This window comes from Gluconacetobacter tumulisoli, from assembly GCF_014174155.1.
Classification (GTDB): domain Bacteria; phylum Pseudomonadota; class Alphaproteobacteria; order Acetobacterales; family Acetobacteraceae; genus Gluconacetobacter; species Gluconacetobacter tumulisoli.
The window spans coordinates 54750-72849 of the sequence record NZ_JABEQM010000002.1 but is presented as its reverse complement, the minus strand read 5'-3'; the positions used below and the strand labels follow the sequence as shown (position 1 = coordinate 72849).

The 18100-nt window shown below is 68.1% G+C and carries 14 protein-coding genes; 6 read left to right on the top strand and 8 right to left on the bottom strand.

Annotated elements, in window-relative coordinates; translation table 11 throughout:
* Nucleotides 1-7 precede the first annotated feature (7 nt).
* The 3 genes from HLH28_RS02675 to HLH28_RS02665 all read right to left on the bottom strand — a co-directional run bounded on the left by HLH28_RS02675 (nucleotide 8) and on the right by HLH28_RS02665 (nucleotide 3215).
* Nucleotides 8-490 carry a GAF domain-containing protein gene (locus tag HLH28_RS02675; protein ID WP_338029637.1) on the bottom strand — a complete coding sequence of 161 codons (483 nt, stop codon included), beginning with the start codon at nucleotides 488-490 and terminating at the stop codon, nucleotides 8-10.
* Nucleotides 491-623: 133 nt separating this feature from the next.
* A complete protein-coding gene (locus HLH28_RS02670) occupies nucleotides 624-2126 on the bottom strand; it encodes a peptide MFS transporter (RefSeq protein WP_182954105.1) in 1503 nt (500 codons plus the stop codon).
* 123 nt (nucleotides 2127-2249) lie between these two features.
* A complete protein-coding gene (locus HLH28_RS02665) occupies nucleotides 2250-3215 on the bottom strand; it encodes a sulfite exporter TauE/SafE family protein (RefSeq protein ID WP_182954102.1) in 966 nt (321 codons plus the stop codon).
* Nucleotides 3216-3633: 418 nt separating this feature from the next.
* Here HLH28_RS02665 and HLH28_RS02660 point away from each other — a divergent pair, with 418 nt between their 5' ends.
* The 3 genes from HLH28_RS02660 to HLH28_RS02650 are packed head-to-tail and all read left to right on the top strand — an operon-like array spanning nucleotide 3634 to nucleotide 6679.
* Nucleotides 3634-4383 carry a response regulator transcription factor gene (locus HLH28_RS02660; protein WP_182954099.1) on the top strand — a complete coding sequence of 250 codons (750 nt, stop codon included), beginning with the start codon at nucleotides 3634-3636 and terminating at the stop codon, nucleotides 4381-4383.
* A gap of 25 nt (nucleotides 4384-4408) precedes the next feature.
* On the top strand, nucleotides 4409-5800 hold the full coding sequence (locus tag HLH28_RS02655; protein ID WP_182954097.1) for a sensor histidine kinase: 1392 nt from the start codon (nucleotides 4409-4411) through the stop codon (nucleotides 5798-5800).
* A 12-nt stretch (nucleotides 5801-5812) separates the two neighbouring features.
* Nucleotides 5813-6679 (top strand): SDR family NAD(P)-dependent oxidoreductase, encoded by an 867-nt coding sequence (locus HLH28_RS02650; protein WP_182954094.1) that lies wholly within the window; start codon nucleotides 5813-5815, stop codon nucleotides 6677-6679.
* A 79-nt stretch (nucleotides 6680-6758) separates the two neighbouring features.
* Here HLH28_RS02650 and HLH28_RS02645 read toward each other — a convergent pair whose 3' ends face one another.
* From HLH28_RS02645 to HLH28_RS02635, 3 genes are all read right to left on the bottom strand, one after another.
* On the bottom strand, nucleotides 6759-7631 hold the full coding sequence (locus HLH28_RS02645) for a LysR substrate-binding domain-containing protein (protein ID WP_182954091.1): 873 nt from the start codon (nucleotides 7629-7631) through the stop codon (nucleotides 6759-6761).
* Between the two features lie 100 nt (nucleotides 7632-7731).
* A complete protein-coding gene (locus tag HLH28_RS02640) occupies nucleotides 7732-9096 on the bottom strand; it encodes an FAD/NAD(P)-binding protein (RefSeq protein ID WP_182954089.1) in 1365 nt (454 codons plus the stop codon).
* 486 nt (nucleotides 9097-9582) lie between these two features.
* Nucleotides 9583-9855, bottom strand: a complete 273-nt coding sequence (locus HLH28_RS02635) for a hypothetical protein (RefSeq protein ID WP_182954086.1) — start codon at nucleotides 9853-9855, stop codon at nucleotides 9583-9585.
* Between the two features lie 36 nt (nucleotides 9856-9891).
* On the opposite strand from HLH28_RS02635, the gene HLH28_RS02630 reads away from it, so the two are divergent.
* From HLH28_RS02630 to HLH28_RS02620, 3 genes are all read left to right on the top strand, one after another.
* Nucleotides 9892-10701 carry an ImuA family protein gene (locus HLH28_RS02630; protein WP_182954084.1) on the top strand — a complete coding sequence of 270 codons (810 nt, stop codon included), beginning with the start codon at nucleotides 9892-9894 and terminating at the stop codon, nucleotides 10699-10701.
* Entirely contained in the window at nucleotides 10598-12133 is a 1536-nt protein-coding gene (locus HLH28_RS02625; RefSeq protein ID WP_182954081.1) for a DUF6504 family protein, read from the top strand. The genes HLH28_RS02630 and HLH28_RS02625 overlap by 104 nt, the downstream gene beginning before the upstream one ends.
* Nucleotides 12134-12280: 147 nt before the next feature.
* On the top strand, nucleotides 12281-15445 hold the full coding sequence (locus HLH28_RS02620) for an error-prone DNA polymerase (RefSeq protein WP_182954079.1): 3165 nt from the start codon (nucleotides 12281-12283) through the stop codon (nucleotides 15443-15445).
* Nucleotides 15446-15797: 352 nt separating this feature from the next.
* Here the strand turns inward: HLH28_RS02620 and HLH28_RS02615 are convergent, their stop codons facing one another.
* Nucleotides 15798-16601: an enoyl-CoA hydratase gene (locus tag HLH28_RS02615; RefSeq protein WP_182954077.1), complete on the bottom strand. Its 804-nt coding sequence runs from the start codon at nucleotides 16599-16601 to the stop codon at nucleotides 15798-15800.
* Nucleotides 16598-17917: a CaiB/BaiF CoA transferase family protein gene (locus HLH28_RS02610; RefSeq protein ID WP_246395623.1), complete on the bottom strand. Its 1320-nt coding sequence runs from the start codon at nucleotides 17915-17917 to the stop codon at nucleotides 16598-16600. Before HLH28_RS02610 ends, HLH28_RS02615 begins: the two co-directional genes overlap by 4 nt.
* Nucleotides 17918-18100 lie beyond the last annotated feature (183 nt).

The window sequence follows — 18100 nt, the reverse complement described above, 5'->3', positions numbered from 1 at the left end:
GGGATGTTCAGGCGGAAAGGGTCCGGACCAGCAGGGCGACCACCCCTTCCAGCAGGGCCTGGTCTTCGGGCGTGAAGCGGTTTTTGACCGGGCTGTCGATATCCAGCACCCCGACGAGGGTTTCCCCGGCCAGGACGGGTACCACGATTTCGGATTCGGATGCGGCGTCACAGGCGATATGGCCCGGGAACAGATGGACGTCGGGCACCACGATCGTGCGCCGCTCGATTGCGGCGGTGCCGCAGACGCCCCGGCCCATGGCGATGCGGGTGCAGGCGACCCGCCCTTGGAACGGGCCCAGCACCAACTGTCCGTCCCGCAGGAAATAGAAGCCGGCCCAGTTGAGGGTGGGCAGGGCCTCGAAGATCAGGGCGGCGATGTTCGCGGTGTTGGCGATCAGGTCCGTCTCGCCCAGCAGGACCGCCTCGACGGCGGACAGCAGGTCGGCGGGCGTGGTCCGATGGTCGGGCGAGGCGGGCGGGTGGCTCACGGCGGACTTCCTTGCGAAATGGGGGCGAATCGGACGGGGCGAACAGGGCGTATAGCGGCATCGGCGTGGGGCGGAGAAGGAAGAAGCGGGACGGCGGCGCGTCCGGCCACCCCGTCGCCGCGCCCCGGCGAATTCAGGCGCCGGGGTGCGCCGCCGCATGCTGGCGGTCCCATGTCCGCGCCAGCGGCAGCAGCAATGCGAACAGCACGGTGATGCCCCCCGCAGCCTCGGCCAGGCGCAGGAACAGGCCCGCGTACAGCCCCGCCCCTTCCATCGCGCCGGACGTGGCGGCGGTCCGGCCGGCGGCCGCCAGGTTGGCCATCATGCTGCCGACATACATGGCGACGCCCACCGCCAGGAAATACGATCCCATCATGAAGGCGCTGATGGAGGCGGGCACGTAGCGGGCGATCACCGCCAGTCCCAGTCCGCCGACCAGCAGTTCGCCCACCGACAGCGCCGCGTACGCCAGGACCATCACCCAGGGCGTCACCCGCCCCGTCCCGCCGGCCAGCGCCGCCAGCCACCAGATGACGAAGGCGACGGTCACCAGGGCGAACCCGACGGTGAATTTCTGTGCGATCGACAGGTCGCGCCCCGCCTGCGCCAGGCGGCGATAGATCCATGCCAACACCGGGCTGGCCAGCATGATCCAGATCGGATTGAACGCCTGGAACTGCCCGGCCGACAGGCTGAACAGCGTCACGCCCCCCAGCTTGAATTCGTCCCGCACGGCGCGCAGGGCGAACAGGGTCAGCGACGTCGTCATCTGCTGGTAGAAGACGAAATAGGACATGCCCTGGATCGACAGCATGTAGGCCAGGCGCAGGCCCGGCCGGTCGGCCGGCGCGGCGCGGCGATACATCGCCGCCCAGCACAGCAGGACAAGCGCGCCGGCCAGCCAGACGGCGTCCCGTGCGAGCGGACCATGCTGCAGCAGCAGGCTCAGCCCGCCGATCGTGGCCGCCGCCCCCAGCAGGATCGTGCCGTACCGCGCCACCGGGACCGGCCTGAAATCGGGCGCCGACCCGATGGACGCCACCTGTGACCGGCGCAGCGCGTAGAAGCACAGGCCCAGGAACACCCCGGCCGCGCAGGCCGCGAACGCGGTCGCGGGTCCGAACCGCTCCTGCAGCCACGGCATCAGCAATGTCGAAACCGTCGAACCGACGTTGACCGCCATGTAGTACAGCGTGAATGCCGCATCCAGTTCGGCGTCGTCGCCCTGGTAGATCCGGCGCACCAGATTGGCGGCATTGGGCTTGAACAGCCCGTTCGCGGTCGCGATGACCGCCATGGCGACGGTCAGCAGTGCGGGCCGCGTCGTGGCCACCGCCAGCAGGGCGTAGCCGCCGGTCAGCGCCATCGCGCCCAGCAGCATCGCGCGGCGCGAGCCCAGGATCCTGTCGCCCAGCCATCCGCCCAGCGCGGGCAGGGCATAGGTCATCGCGGCGAACGCCCCCATCAGCAGGTTGGCCTGGCTGTCCTCCACCCCCAGATGCTGCACCATGAACAGCAGCAGGACCGCCTGCATGCCGTAATAGCCGAACCGTTCCCACAATTCGATCGCCAGCACGACCGCGAATGACGCGCGACGGGAGGTCGATCCCGGCGGCAGTGACGTTGAAAGAGCCATGAAGATCCTCGAGACAGGGGTTCCGCATGCCTAATGGGCGCGCGATGCCTGTGCAATCTTCGGCGGGGATGCTTCCGGCGGACAGGGGGGCGGTGCGTGCGGCCCCGGACGGTCGTCAGTCTTTCAGACGCGGGTATCGGGACGGATACCCGTCCGGGGAGAGACATGGAGCAGATAGGTCGGGTTCCGGATCAGGCCGTCATGTCCGGTGGCGATGGCGCGGACCGTATGGCTCAGTTCGATCTCGTCATGATGTTCCAGCGCGATCGAAAAGACATGCCGCCGCCAGGAGAGCGAGGCCCCGAACTCGGACGCGTCCTGCCCGTAATGCAGGCTCATCCCATCCTGCCGGACGATCTGGCCGCCGGCCAGGGCCAGCATCCCGACACCGGCGGCCACCGTCGCGGCATGGCCGATATGGCGGAACAGGTGGTCGTGCATGCGCGGCAGGACGTGGCGCATCAGGACCGACGACAGGATTGCCGCCATCGCCACCGCCAGCCCGACGGTCACCGCCCGGGTCGTCAGCAGCCCGAAGCCCGCGTACAGGCCCAGCTTCATCAGGTGCAGCAGGATCTCGTTCGCGGCCCGGGTCGCGACGATTTCCTCCTTGCGCAGGCCCAGGCGGCGATAGAACCCGTTGAAGACCAGCCCCACCGCCCCGGTGAAGCCGGACAGGAAACCGGCCGCCGCCCCCGTCGCGACCAGCCAGGACGGCCGGATCGGCCGGTCGGAAACCGGTCCCGGCGTGCGGAACAGAAGCGGCAAATTGCCCATCAGGAACAGGCCCAGCAGCACATCCAGATAGGCCGGGTTCATGCGGCTCAACCCCCAGGCGCCCAATGCCGCGAAGGGCAGGGCGGCGGGGACGAATCGCCGGACCACCGCCCAGCGGATGGATCGGCGGAATGTGGCGATGCGGGCCAGCGAACTGGCCGCCGCGCCGATCGACAGGGTGGCGGGCACCTGCGCCGCCGGAACGACCAGGCCCAGCAATGGCATCAGGACCAGCCCCGCGCCGCCGCCCGATACGGTGCTGAGGCAGAAGGCGAGGACCGACGCGAGAAGGATCAGGCACCAGACGAGCATGCGGTTCAATCTCCATGGTCCGGGGCCCCGGACTGGGGCAAGGCCTGGGGCCGCATGTCGCGGGGGCGACGGCGAGGCGGTCCGTTAACGGCTGCATCATGACGTCCGGCGCTGCCGGAATCAGGTTAAAACATCCCAATCCGGTCTTGGGGGCGGGGCGTTGAGCGACGGCTGCCGTGTATCGGCGGCCTGCCCGATGATTCGCGGTGTGGGGAGGCCAGGACCCATCTTTCCCGGCCGATCGATGACGCCATCAAGGCGAAAGTTCCGTCGTCGCCAAGGCCGGCAAGCCGGCCAGGCCGGTCCTTTCGGCAGCCTGTTAAAAAATCCCAATCTGTCGCGGCCACCCTTTCGTGGGGGGCGGGCGGCTTCTATCGTCGGTGCCGTTGTCATGTGCCGTCGGGCCGGACCCTATGGAATGGAGAACCCGGATCGTGTCGGGCATGAGATCGTGACGGGCATCGGTGCGACGGCCCGCCTGCTGCTGGTCGAGGACGATCCCGGTACCGCCGCCTATGTCCGCGACGGGCTGGGGCGGGAGGGGATGGCCGTCACCATCGCGGGGAACGGGACCGACGGCCTGTCCATGGCCTTCGCCCGGGAATGGGATGCGATCGTGCTGGACCGGATGCTGCCGGGCATGGACGGGCTATCCATCCTGACCCGCCTGCGCGAGGCCGGGAGTCGCGTCCCGATCATCTTCCTGACGACGATGGACGGGGTCAGCAGCCGCGTCGGCGGATTGCGCAGCGGGGCGGACGATTACCTGGTCAAGCCGTTCGCCGTGCGGGAACTGGCGGCGCGCGTCGCCGTGCTGCTGCGCCGGGTCGGTCCGGCGCGGCACGTGACCGCCCTGCGGGTGGCGGGGGTCGTGCTCGACCTTCTGACGCGGGAGGTCACGCGCGATGGCGGGAAGATCCAGTTGCAGCCGCAGGAAGTGAAGATTCTTGAATATTTCATGCGAAATCCGGATACGGTCCTTTCCCGACAGATGCTGCTGCATTATGCCTGGAACGTGGATTTCCCGGTCCGCACGAATATCGTCGAAACCCATATCAGCCGCCTGCGCGACAAGCTGGGGCAGGACGGGCGGCAATTGATCCAGACCATCCGTGGCGCGGGCTATGTGATGAGGGACGTCGATCTTGGCAGCATTCCCGCCGGCTAGGGGCCGGGTCGCCGCGATCGTCCGGATGGTTTCCAGTCTCTCGTTCCGAATCGTCATTCTGTTCGCGGGTTTCCTGATGCTGTCGGGCATGCTGGTCATCCTGCTGTCGGGCCTGCACAGCCAGCGCTCGCTGCAACGTCAGATCCGCCGCGCCGTCGCGACCGAGCGGGCGGAGGTCCTGTCGGCGGCGGGGGGACAGGATCTGGGGCATGTGCTGCCCGTCGTCCGGAACCTGGTCCGGCACGAGCCCGATTTCTTCTATCTGCTGCAGGATGCGTCCGGCGCGATCCTGGCCGGCAACATGCTGCATCTTCGCCCGGTTCCCGGCAGCCGCTGGCTGTCCTGGGCGCACCGGCTGCCGTATGGATCGAACGACATCCCGGTCTATGGCGAAGGGGTCGTTCTGGCGGATGGCGGCTATTTCTTCGTGGGCATCGATGCGTCGCCGCTGAGCCGGCTGCGGCGCGACATCCGGACGATCGTGATCTGGAGCCTGTGCGGCTTTTCCGTCCTGGGCATCGGCGGCGGGCTGATCCTGAGTGCCACGATCCTGCGGCGGATCGAGACGATCAGCGTGACCGCCCGCCGGATCATGGGGGGCGATATATCGCAGCGGATTCCCTACCAGGGAGCGGACGACGAATTCGACCATCTCGCCCACAGCCTGAATGCGATGCTGGAACAGAACGAACGGCTGATCGCCAGCCTGCGGCAGGTGTCCAACGACATCGCGCACGACATGCGCCGTCCGCTGTCGCACCTGCGCCAGAGGTTGGAGACCGCATCCCTTGCCGACCATACGCCCGACGGATTCCGGGCGGCGATCGACGATGCGGTCGGTGACCTCGACCTGGCGCTGGAGATCTTTTCCTCGCTCCTGCGCCTGTCGCGGATCGAGGGCGGGATCGCGACCGACACCCTGATGCCGGTCGATCTCGACAGCCTGACGACGCAGGTGGCCGAACTTTATGGCCCGGCGGCCGAGGACCGGCATCAGGCCCTGGTCGTCGCCTCCCCGATGTCGGGGACGGTCGCCGGCGATCCGGTCCTGCTGATGCAGATGCTGTCCAACCTGGTGGAAAACGCCGTCAACCATACGCCGGAGGGCAGCCGGATCACCATCGGCGGCAGGGCGGCCGGCGACCGGGTCACGCTGGTCGTGGCCGATAATGGCGGCGGCATTCCGTCCGGCAGCCGCGAACGTGTCTTCCACCGCTTCGTACGCCTCGACAGCAGCCGCTCGGTGCCGGGCAGCGGCCTGGGGCTGAGCCTGGTCCGGGCGATCGTGCACCTGCATCGCGGGACCATCACCCTGTCGGACAACCGGCCCGGTTTGCGCTGTACGATCGTACTGCCCCATATCGCCTTATCCGACCCTGGCGGGACGCAGGACCGGCCAGGAACAACCAGGGAATAGAGTGTGAGCAACATGTCTGAACGACCGGACCCGGCCCACTCCCTGGCCGTCAGTCCCCCGGCTTCCCGTCCCCTGGCCGTCGTGACCGGGGCGACCGGAGGAATCGGGCGCGAGGTGGTCGCCCTTCTGGTCGGTTCCGGCTATCGCGTGACGATTCTGGCGCGCGGGCGCGCCGCTTCGCCCGGCGTTTCGTCCGGCGGCCCCGCATGGGGGGAGCATGTCACGACCGTGTCCTGCGATCTGGCCCGGGTGGAATCCATCGCCCAGGCGGCGGCCGACATCGCGGCGGGGGACGATCCGGTCATGCTGCTGGTCCATTGCGCCGGGGTCATCAGCCCGGGCCAGGGCGACGGCCTGTGCGGCGACGGCGTGGCGGCGCAGGTCGCCGTCAACCTGACGGCGCCGATCCTGTTGACGTCGCGGCTGCTGGCGCGGATGCCGCGCGGCGGCCACGTCGTGTTCGTCAATTCCATGGCCGGCGTGATGCCCCTGCAAGGCAGCGGGGTCTATGCCGCGACCAAGTTCGGGTTGCGCGGCTATGCCCTGTCGCTGGCACTGGATGTGCGCCCGCGCGGCATCCGCGTGTCGTCCGTCTTTCCCGGGGCGGTCGATACGCCGATGCTGCGGCGGGAAATGGCGGAAGGGGGATCCGTCCTCAATTTCGTCAGCCCGCCCGCCGCCCCCGCGGACGTGGCGCGGCGGATCGTCGCGGTCTGCCGCCGGCCCCGGCGCGAGGTATTCCTGCCCCCCCTGGACGGCCTGTTCGCCAATCTCTGCCTGCTGCTGCCCGGCGTGCTGCGCCTGTCCCTTCCGCTGCTGACCCGCAGCGGCCGGCGGGGGTATCGGCGGTTCCTGAAGCGCAACGGGCCCCACGGCTAAAGGAAGGTTGGGCTTCCCGCCGCTGGCGTTCCATTCGCTGGCGCCCTTGCTTTCGCTGCCCCGGCGTGGGACGCGCCGGCTACAGCAGCGCGGCGAAGGCTTCCCCGCTGGGGCCGATGGCCCGTTCCCGGTGCCAGACCAGCGCAAAGCGTCGTTCCGGCAGGTCCAGCGGCACGCGATGCAGCAACCCGGCCTCCAGCGCGCCGGCGACGACGGACGCCGAGAGGACGGTCGCGGCGTCCCCGCTCTCGACGGCGGCGCGCACCGCCTCGTTCGACGGCAGTTCCATGGCGACGCGCAGCTCGATGGGCGCGACACCCAGGTGGCGTAGCGCGGCCTCGAATTCCGATCGGGTGCCGGATCCGCTTTCCCGCAGGATCCAGGTGCTTCTTGTCAGGCCGGCCGGCCGTTTGGGAGGCTTCAGCACCCAGGGGTGGTGGGGGGCCACGACCAGGACCATCTGGTCCCGTGCGACGGTGCGGCTGTCCAGCATCGGGTCGCCGACCTCGCCTTCGACCAGCCCGATCGTGGCAAGCCCCTGATGCACCGCCCGGCAGACCTCGACCGTATTGGCGATGGTCAGGCGGATCTCGACGGCAGGATAGCGGGCGTGAAAGATATTCAGCCGGCTCGGCAGCCAGTAGCTCGCGATGGTCTGGCTGGCATGGATATGCAGCACGCCGCCGCGCAGGGCGCCCAGGTCGGCCAGCCGCAGGCGCGCGCCCTCCGCCTGGGCCAGGACCGCGCGCGCGTCGTCCAGGAACAGGCGACCCGCTTCGGTCAGTTCGATGCCGCGCCCGACGCGGCTGAACAGCCGCACCCGGAACGCCTGTTCCAGCGACGTGACGGCGTGGCTGACCGCAGACTGGGTCAGGCGCAGGGCCTGGGCCGCGCGCGTCACATGCTCGCGTTCCGCGACGGCGACGAAGATCCGCAATTGTTCCAGTGTCATGCGTGGTTCGTGATCCGGGAAGGCCAGAAAGGGCACGGCGACAGGTCGCATGTCCTGGCGCGTGGAACAACGGCCGGGACGGGCGGTGTCGTGCCGGCTTTCATGCCGTCCCCGCCGTGTCCGTGCGCCGTCGCGTCAGGGTTGTGGCCAGGTCGGCCGCCTGCCGGCGAATTTCGGGAATGGCGATGGATTCGAACAGCACTCCCAGACGGGCCGGGCCGAGCGTGAACAGCCGGTCGGATACCTGTCCCCGCCCATCCACCAGCGCGCCGTCGCGATCGCAGATCAGCCCGCCCCCGAGTCGTCCGGGCATGACGATCTGTCGCGCCAGCAGGGATCGCAGCAGCGGGGAGGCGACCCGGCGATAATTCATGTCGGGACCCGTGCAGTTCACGACATGGGCCGCGCGAACGGATACGGGACCCTGCAGGGTGCGCAAGGTCACGACGGGCTGGCCGTCTTCCATCGTGACGCCGTCCACATATCCCTTCCGGATCACCAATGTTCCCGCCGCGCGTTCGGCGTCGATCGCGATGGCGACCGGCGGCGCGATGCGGTGCCGCAAGATGTCCCAGCGGCGTTGCAGATGGCGACGGAACCGGCGTTGTTCGGTCTCGGGCAGCGCCATCCACAGATCATTGGTCCGGCTGCGCAGCCCGTCGACGATGGCGCGCCAGGGCATATGCCGGCGAAGCGCCGTGCGAAAGGCGCGCAGATAGGCCCGCGCGGTTGGCATCACGTCATCGGCAAAGGGGGGTGTCCCGTCTGTCTCGCAGGGGGCGTGCCGGTTGGGCAGCAGCCCGTGGCGGGACACCGCCGTGATCGTGCCGCGATGGCCGCCGTCGCGCAGGCGCAGCATGACGTCCACCGCGGTCAGGCCTGTGCCGATCAGGGCGACCGGATCGTCCGGTCCGATGCCGTCGTAAAATGCGTCATCCCAGGCATTGTGATGATAGACGCCGGCCGCGCGTGCCGCGTCACTGACTGCGGCCAGCGGGGCCGGATCGAAATTCCCGGTCGCAAGCACGATGGCGTCGGCCCTGAGCAGACGTCCGTCCGCAAGGGTCAGACGTCCGCCCCGGTCCTCCGCGTGATAATCGACGATTTGGCCGCGCAGATGGGTCGGGTTGGCTGCGGCATACAGCGCGCGCAGATAACGACCAAAGATCGCGCGGGGCGTGAAGCCGTCGGCCCGGGCCTGCGGATCGACATGGACGCGCAGCCAGGCCAGGAAATGGTGCGGAGCGTCCGGGGTGGCGCTCATGCCGTCATTGCGGACATTGAGCAGATGACGCAGGCACGGGGTGGCATAGGCCAGCCCCAGGCCCGGCTCGTCCGCCGGATCAATCAGCGTCACCACAGGGCGACTTGCCTGCCGGGCCAGGTTCCAGGCCAGGAGAACGCCGCTGGCGCCGCCACCGACGATGGCAATATGTGGCGGACAATTCACTTCCAACCCGGACATGACGAGTGCCTTTCTGGCTGCGGCAAGAGAGGCCTGGCGTTCCTGCCCGTTGGACGAACCTGCCCGCCGTGCTTCAAGCATTCCAATGTATTTTCTTTATCGAACCGTTCGATAATTTCGAATGGTTCTGGTTCGAGGCTGCTGGCCTATGATGTGCTCCTCCAGAAACAGATTGGTCTGGCAGTTGTTTTCCACGTGGAGCATCCTGCATTCGGCGGATGGGAAACGACGGAGATATCCAGGATTTGAAAAATCCAATGTCGGATAATATATGTTATTTTCATGATTTTTCATGATAGTGTGCAAAAATAAGTTTGTGATCTTCGTGTAGACATTTGAAACGATCTTCGACGAAATCAATTCAGGGATGATGTACAACTTACGAATTGGATCGGCTATTCGATTTCGTGTTGTGTATGAAGTGTCCGGCAGATGCCGGTGTCGTTGAATATTCGTTTTTCAATAAATGCTGTAATCCGCAGTATATTAATCATAGACGGCGCTGTTTTGCGAAAGTGTTGCGCCCGTCGTGGCGACACAGGTCCTGTTGAACAGGCTATAGATGCTGAAATTGGTCGTCAGCCCCTGTTGGAACGTCGTCTGGCTGGCGGTCCATGGTGAGGCCGAGGCGTTGGTGCCGTACCCGTCCTCGGGGAAGGCGCGCGTGTTGTGCGACACGTCGCCTTCGGCGCGGTCGGCGGCCCTGGGCTGGTTACCCGATCGCAACGCCTTGAGCGGGATTCCACTTCCCTCCTGCATTTATGTTCTCTATATGTTCCAACCCCGGAGGGGGGAATGACGAGAACGGATCGAACCGACATGCTGGAGCGCCTGCGCGGGCAGATCGCCCGGATGGAGCGGCAGGCCGCCCCCGACGCCGGGTTGGGTGACGGTCCGGCGCCCTGGGGGCTGGCGGTGCCCGAAATCGACCGGCATCTGCGCGGCGGCCTGTCGCGGGGCGCGGTACATGAGGTGATCGGCCAGGGCGGGGACATGGCGCTGGCGGTCCTGCCGGCGCGGTTCGTTGCCCATGTGCTGGGGAAAGGGGGCGGTCCCGTGGTCTGGATCGGGACCGGCCTGTTCGATGTGCATGCGGATGGGCTGGCCCGGGCCGGGGTCGATCCGGGCCGGCTGCTGTGTGTCGCGGCCGGGCGGGAGGATGTGCTGGCGGTCTGCGAGGATTCGGTGCGGGCCCGTGGCGTGGCGGCGGTGGTGGCGGAACTGGAGGGCGCGCTGTCGCTGACGGCGTCACGCCGCCTGCAACTGGCGGCCGAGGGATCGGGCGCCACCTGCTTCCTGATTCGCCGGTCGCGGCGGCCGGATGATCGCACCCTGTTCCAGCCGACGGCCAGCGCCACCCGCTGGCGCATCGCCGCCCTGCCGTCGGTCGGTGCGATCGCGGGATCTCCCGGGGTGCGGGGCGTCGGGGCCGCGCGCTGGTCGGTGGATCTGCTGCGGTGCCGGGGTGGCCGGCCGGGGTCCTGGATCGTGGAGGCCGGGGATGCGCCGGATCGTCTCGTTATGGCTGCCGTTCCTGCCGGTCGAGCGGCTGCGGCGGCGGCATGTGCTGTCGCCGGACCGGCCGCTTGTCACGCGGTCGCATGACGGGCGCCGGCAGGTGATCGCCGCGGCCGATCCGGCGGCCCGCGCCCGGGGGGTCGTGCCCGGCCAACCCCTGGCCCAGGCGCAGGCGCTGGTCCCCGACCTGCAGGTGCTGGAGGCAGACCCGGACCGCGATGCCGCCGACCTGGCACGGCTGGCCGGAAGGTGCCTGTGGATGTCGCCGCTGACCGCGCCGGACGGGCCGGACGGGATCTGGATCGACGCGTCCGGCTGCGCGCATCTGCATGGAGGCGAGCCTGCGATGCTGGGCCGCCTGCTGGATGATCTGGGGCGGCTGGGCCTGTCCGGCCGGGTCGCGATCGCAGACACGCCGGGGGCGGCCCATGCGCTGGCCCGGCACGGCCGGGCACGCCTGGCGGTTCTGCCGGCGGGCGCGGCGGAGACGCTGCTCGATTCCCTGCCGGTCGAGGCCCTGCGGATCGCCGGCGCCACCGCCGACATGCTGCACCGGCTGGGCCTGGGGCGGATCGGCGCGGTGCGGACCGCCCCGCGCGCGCCGCTGGCCCGCCGGTTCGGGCCGCTGCTGCTGACGCGGCTGGACCAGATGCTGGGGCGGGTGGCGGAACCGATCCGGCCGGTCCTGGCGCCGGATCTTGTCCAGGCGCGGCGCGGCTTCGTCGAACCGATTTCCACGCCCGACGCCTTTCGCATCGTGATCGACGCTCTGGTCGCCGAGGCCTGTACGGCGCTGCGCCGGCGGGGCGAGGGGGCGCGGCGGCTGGACCTGCTGTTCGAACGGGTGGATGGGACGACGCGGTCGGTCCGGGTCGGGACGGCGCGGGCGGTGCACGATCCGGCGCATCTCGGCCGCCTGCTGGCGGAACGGATCGAGAGCGTGGAACCCGGTTTCGGGGTCGAGGCGATGCGGCTGGCCGTCACGGCGGCCGAACGATGCGGACCGGTCCAGGATGGTGGGGCCTGGCCGGGGAATACGTGGGGCGAATGCGGGAAGGATGAACCGGACCTGTCGGTTCTGGTCGATCGGCTGGCTAACCGCCTGGGACCGGATCGGGTCTTTCGCCTCGCCCCCGTGGCGACCCATGTGCCCGAACGCCGCCAGCGCCGCGTGCCGGCCGGCCGCGCCGGCGGGGGCGGGGCGTGGTCGGCCGACTGGCCGCGTCCGATCCGCCTGTTGCCCGCCCCGGAACCGGTGCGGGTGACCGCCCTGCTGCCCGACCATCCGCCGCGCGCCTTCACCTGGCGTGGATCCCGGCACGCAGTCGCGCAAGCCGATGGTCCGGAACGGATTCTGGGCGAATGGTGGCGGCCCGCAACCGACGCCGACAATGACCGGGTGCGCGAGTACTGGATTGTCGAGGACCGCGACGGCCGGCGCTTCTGGTTGTTCCGCCGGGGGGATGGGCAGCATGCCTGGTCGGGCGATCAGGGCTGGTTCCTCCATGGCTTTTTCTGAAAGCCCGCTTGAAGGCACTTTTTGCCGGCAATCCGACGCGCGTTTCCTGCGCCGGGCGTGTTGCTACGCGATGCTCTCGTTCGGCAAAAGGCGTTTTCAAACGGGCTTTGAGGAATCGCTTGAGCACGCCTGCCACGGAGGCCGGGCGTGACAGGTTATGTCGAATTGCAGGCGATCACGAATTATTCGTTCCTGCGCGGGGCCAGCCATCCGGATGAACTGTTCGCGCGGGCGAAGGCGCTGGGACATGCGGCGCTGGGGATCGTGGACCATAACAGCGTGGCCGGGATCGTGCAGGCCTGGAGGGCCGCCGAAAAGCATGGGGTGCGGCTGGTGGCGGGATGCCGGCTGGACCTGGTGGACGGGCCGTCCCTGCTGGCCTATCCGACCGATCGCGCCGCATGGGGGCGCCTGTGCCGCCTGCTGACCGAGGCGAAGCGGGACCACGACGACCGTGATCCCGGCCTGCGGCGCGCGGATCTGGGCCAGGGGAGCGTTCTGGGAAATGACGGCCTGATCCTTGTCCTGCTGCCCGACCGGCCGGATGATGCCCTGGCGCGCGACCTGGCCTGGCTGCGCGGCGCCTGTGAGGATCGGGCCTATATGGCCCTGACCTTGCTTCGGCGGCCGGGCGATGCCGTGCGGCTGCATCGCCTGGCGGCCATGGCGCGGGGGGCCGGCGTGCCGGACGTGGTGATGGGGGACGTGCTGTATCATGGGGCCGAACGGTCGGTATTGCAGGATGTCCTGACCTGCATCCGCGTGGGCTGCACGATCGACATGCTGGGCGACCGGCGGGAAGCCTATGCCGACCGGCACCTGAAATCCCCGGCCGAGATGGCGCGGCTGTATGCCGATCATCCCGACGCGCTGGCCCGCACGGCGGAGATTGCAGGCCGCTGCGGATTCTCGCCGGCGGATCTGCGCTACCAATATCCGGCGGAAAGCGAAGACCCGGCCGAGGCGCCGCAGGATCGGCTGGACCGGCTGGCCCGCGCCGCCCTGCGCGACCGCTATCCCGCCGGCGTGCCGGACGGGGTGCGCCGGCAGGTGGAATATGAACTCGACCTGATTCGCCGCCTGGATTACGCGCCTTATTTCCTGACGGTGCACACCATCGTCCGCCAGGCGCGCGCGCAGGGCATCGTCTGCCAGGGGCGGGGATCGGCGGCCAATTCGGCCGTCTGCTACGTGCTGGGCATTACCGAGATCGATCCCGCGACGTCGAATCTGCTGTTCGAACGCTTCCTGTCGGCCGAGCGGCAGGAACCGCCCGATATCGACGTCGATTTCGAAAGCGAGCGACGCGAGGAGGTCATCCAGTGGATCTACGGGCGGTATGGCCGCGACCGGGCGGCACTGTGCGCCACCGTGATGCGCTATCGCGCGCGCGGCGCGCTGCGCGACGTGGGCAAGGTGATGGGCCTGCCGGCCGATGTCACCGGCCTGCTGTCGACGCATCTGGGCGGCATGTCGTTCGACGAGGGGGCGTTTCACGAGCGGGCGCGGGAACTGGGGCTCAACCTGCGGGACCGCCGCCTGCTGCTGACCTTGCAGCTGGCGGGCGAACTGATCGGCTTTCCGCGCCAGCTGGGCACCCATCCGGGTGGGTTCGTGCTGACCCGCGACCGGCTGGACGATCTGGTGGCGATCCAGCCGGCGGCGATGGAGAATCGGCAGATCATCGTCTGGGACAAGGACGATATCGACGCGCTGCGCTTCATGAAGGTCGATGTGCTGGGCCTGGGCATGCTGGGCTGCATGCGCCGCGCGTTCGAACTGCTGGAGGAACATCATGGCCGGCGCCTGACCCTGGCCGGCATTCCCCATGATGACGCGCCCACCTACGCGATGATCTGCCGCGCCGACACCATCGGCACCTTCCAGATCGAAAGCCGGGCGCAGATGGCCATGCTGCCGCGCCTCAGGCCCCATAAATTCTACGATCTGGTGGTGCAGGTCGCCATCGTGCGTCCCGGCCCGATCCAGGGGGACATGGTCCATCCCTACCTGCTGCGGCGCGAGGGGAAAGAGGAGGAAGTCTACCCGACCCCGGAACTGAGGAAGATCCTGGACAAGACTTTGGGTATCCCCCTGTTCCAGGAACAGGCGATGCAGATCGCGATCGATTGCGCCGGTTTCACCCCCGGCGAGGCCGACGAGCTGCGCCGCGCCATGGGCACCTTCCGGGGCGAGGGCACGGTGTCCTATTTTCGCGACCGGCTGATTGCCGGCATGACGGCGCGGCATTATCCGCCGGATTTCGCCGAACGTATCTTTCGCCAGCTGGAAGGATTCGGATCGTACGGTTTTCCGGAAAGCCACGCGGCGTCCTTCGCCCTGATCGCCTATGCCTCGTCCTGGGTGAAATGCCATTATCCGGACGTGTTCTGCGCGGCGCTGCTGAACAGTCAGCCGATGGGCTTCTACCGCCCGGCGCAGATCGTGCGCGACGCGCGTGCGCATGGCGTGTCCATCCGGCCGGTCTGCGTCAATGCGTCGCGCTGGGACTGCACGCTGGAACGTCGGGATGAAGGGGGACGGGGGCCGGCCGTGCGCCTGGGCCTGCGGATGGTCAAGGGTCTGTCCAACCAGGACGCGGCCGATCTGGTGGCCCACCGCATGCCGCCGTACGAGAGCATCGACGACGTCTGGCGTCGCGCGGGCCTGGGGCCCGACGCGCTGGAATGCCTGGCCCAGGCCGATGCGTTCCAGGCCCTGGGCCGGGATCGCCGCGCCGCATTATGGGATATCAGGGGGCTGGCGGACGCCCCCCTGCTGCTGTTCGCGGCGGCGGACCGGGGCCGCAACCGCCCGCTGCCCGAATTCGTCGAACCCGATGTCGGGCTGGTGCCGATGACCGAGGGGCAGGACGTCGTCGAGGATTATCATGCCACCGGCCTGACCCTGCGCCGCCATCCTGTCGCCTTCCTGCGCGGCGCGTTGCAGGCGCGCGGCATGGTGGCCTGCGCCGACCTGCGCCGGCTGCGCGACGGATGCCGCGTCGTCCTGGGTGGCCTGGTGCTGATGCGCCAGCGGCCCGGCACCGCACGGGGGGTGATGTTCATGACGATCGAGGACGAAACCGCGATGGCCAACCTGATCCTGTGGCAGGACCGGATCGCCGCGCAACGCCAGATCGTGCTGTCGGCCCGCCTGGTGGCCTGCCATGGCAAGCTGCAGCGCGAAGGGGAGGTCACGCATGTCATCACCGACCGGCTGGAAGACCTGACGCCGCTGCTGCGCGACATCGGCCGGGCGGATCTGCGGCCGGGCCCGCCGCTGGTTATTCCGTCGCGGGATTTCCGGTAATGTTCCATCTTTGAAAATGCCTTCAATACCGGCGGGGATTGGAAGGAACGCATCGGGATGCCGGACCGGGAGAGCGTGGCCGTTTACGGTGTGGCCTGTATCCTGACGGAAAGACGTCCGTCGTTACATCATGATTTTCGGCGGAGATGTTTCGAGAAAAGACTGAATCCGACAGCTGTCCGACGATGCGCCTGGTCGTGGTCCCTCACAGGGCGGTGCGGTCGGAGCGGTTAGGGGGGCGGCCGGGTGCTGGTCAGCCCGGCCGAACGATAGGTGAAGGTAAGCCTGAAGGGGAACAGCGCCCCTTCAGGTCGGACGACGGGATGTCACTGGCGCGCTTCGGGTAACCTGCTCACTTTCCCTCCCACCTGGCAGGGGCGCCGGTTCCGAAGGCGGCGACGCCGCGATGGAAATCTTCGCTGCCGTAGCAGCGCCGGATCAGGTCGGAAATGTCGGGCACCGCGTCGCCCCCGAGACGGCGCAGCGTCTCGCGCGTGACATCGATGGTGATCGGCGCATGTTCGCGGATCCGTTTGCAGAGTTTGGCGACGCTGCCGTCCAGCTCCTCCGGCGGAACGACGGCCTGGAGATAGCCGGTGGCCGCCAGATCCTCGGCCGTCGGCATTTCGGCCAGCAGCGTCATGCGTTTGACCCAACTGATCCCCAGCGTGCGTTCCAGTCGGCCGAGATTGGCTGCCGACAGGCAGTTTCCCAGCGTTCGGGCGATCGGCACGCCGAAGCGCGCGCCCGTCGCCGCGATGCGAAAATCGCAGCTGTTGGCGATGGCCAGGCCGCCGCCCACCGCCCAGCCCTCGACCACCGCGAGGGTAGGGACCGTGATCCGATCCAGCCGGGCGATGCACTGGTCGATCCCGTGTTCGTACTCGACCCCGTCCTCGCCCGAGCTGAAATCGCGGAACTGCGCGATATCGGTGCCGGCGACGAAAGCCTGGCCCCCGGCGCCGCGCAGGACCGCGATCCGGACGGCCGGGGTCGCGTCGATCTGTTCGATCGCGGCCCCGAGGTCGCGGTACATCTGCCAGGTCATGGCGTTGCGGGCCTGGGGCCGGTCGAAGACGATGAAGGCCACGTCGCCGTCGATCGCCAGGCGCACCTGTCCGGCGGCGGCGTCCTGCTTTGCCGACAGGGTGCTCATGACGCGAACGCTCCATCGGCCGCGAGACCGGCGATCGCATCGTCCGACAGGCCGCGTTCGGCCAGGATTTCGTGCGTGTGTTCGCCCAGCAGCGGCGGCGGGCGGCGCACGGCCTGCGGCGTGCCGCGCAGCTTCACGGGGAAGCCGATATTGGGGATCGTGCCCTCCACCGGGTGGGGAATATCGATCTTCATCTCCCGGAATTTTCCATGATCGCTTTCGAACGCCTCGGGATAGGTGTTCATGCGCCCGGCGGGAATTCCCTTGGACAGGAGGGTGTCCACCCATTCCTCGGACGGACGGGTCATGAAGGTTTTTTCCAGTTCCTCGATCAGGACGACGCGGTTCGCCAGCCGGTCGGAAATCGTGGTGAACCGCGGATCGTCCAGAAGGTCGCGCCGGTCCAGTTCGGTGCAGAGCTGGACCCACAATTTCTGGTTCGTCGCCCCCATCACGAAATACCCGTCCGACGAGCGGACCGCCTGGTAGGGCGCGCTCATGCGGTTGGCGGTTCCCAGCGGTTCGGGGATCGTCCCCTTTCCCCAGTATTCCGAGATATCCCATATGGAGAACGCCATCGCCGAATCGAACAGCGACGCGTCGATGAACTGGCCGCGCCCGCTTTTCTCGCAGCCGATATAGGCCGCCAGGATCGCATAGGTCGCGAACAGCGCGCAGCCGATATCGGCCACGGGCACCCCGGCCTTGACCGGCGGGCCGCCAGGATGTCCGGTCACGCTCATCACGCCCGACATGGCCTGCGCCATCAGGTCGAAGCCCGGTCGCATGGCCCACGGGCCGGTCTGGCCGAACCCCGAGATGCTGGCATAGACCAGGCGCGGATTGATCCGCGACAGGGTCTCGTAATCGATGCCCAGCTTGCGGACCACGCCGGGGCGGTAATTTTCCACGACGATATCGGCGGTTTTCACAAGGTCGAGAAGGACCTGCCGTCCCGCCGGATTCTTGAGGTTCAGCGCGATGCTCCGCTTGTTCCTGTTCATGTTCAGGAACCCCATGCTGTCATCGCCCTTCATGCGGAACCCCATGGCGCCGCGCGTCTGGTCGCCGGTTCCCGGCGGTTCGACCTTGATGATGTCGGCGCCCAGGTCACCCAGCAGCATGGTGCAGACCGGACCGGCCATGACCTGCGTGATGTCCAGCACCCGGATGCCGGCCAGCGGCAGCTGGCGGCCGGCGGCCGGCGCGGGCCGCGTCCCGTCGTCCTTTACCCGGTCGTCTTTCGTGTCGTCGGAAACAGATGTGCTTTCGGACTGGAGCAGGTTGTCCATCGTCGCGAACCCTCCGTGTTTCATCCCGTCTTCGTGATTGAACGGGTATTGGTATTTTGCATTCATAATTCACATTGCCGGTGTGCTACAAGCATTCCGGCAGAGTCGGGGCGAGAGTACTCCGTTCTGTGAGAGGCCGGGATACGCCGCGTCAGTCATTCTGCAGGTTCGGACGACGACGGCGGAAACAAGAAAAACAAGAAACGA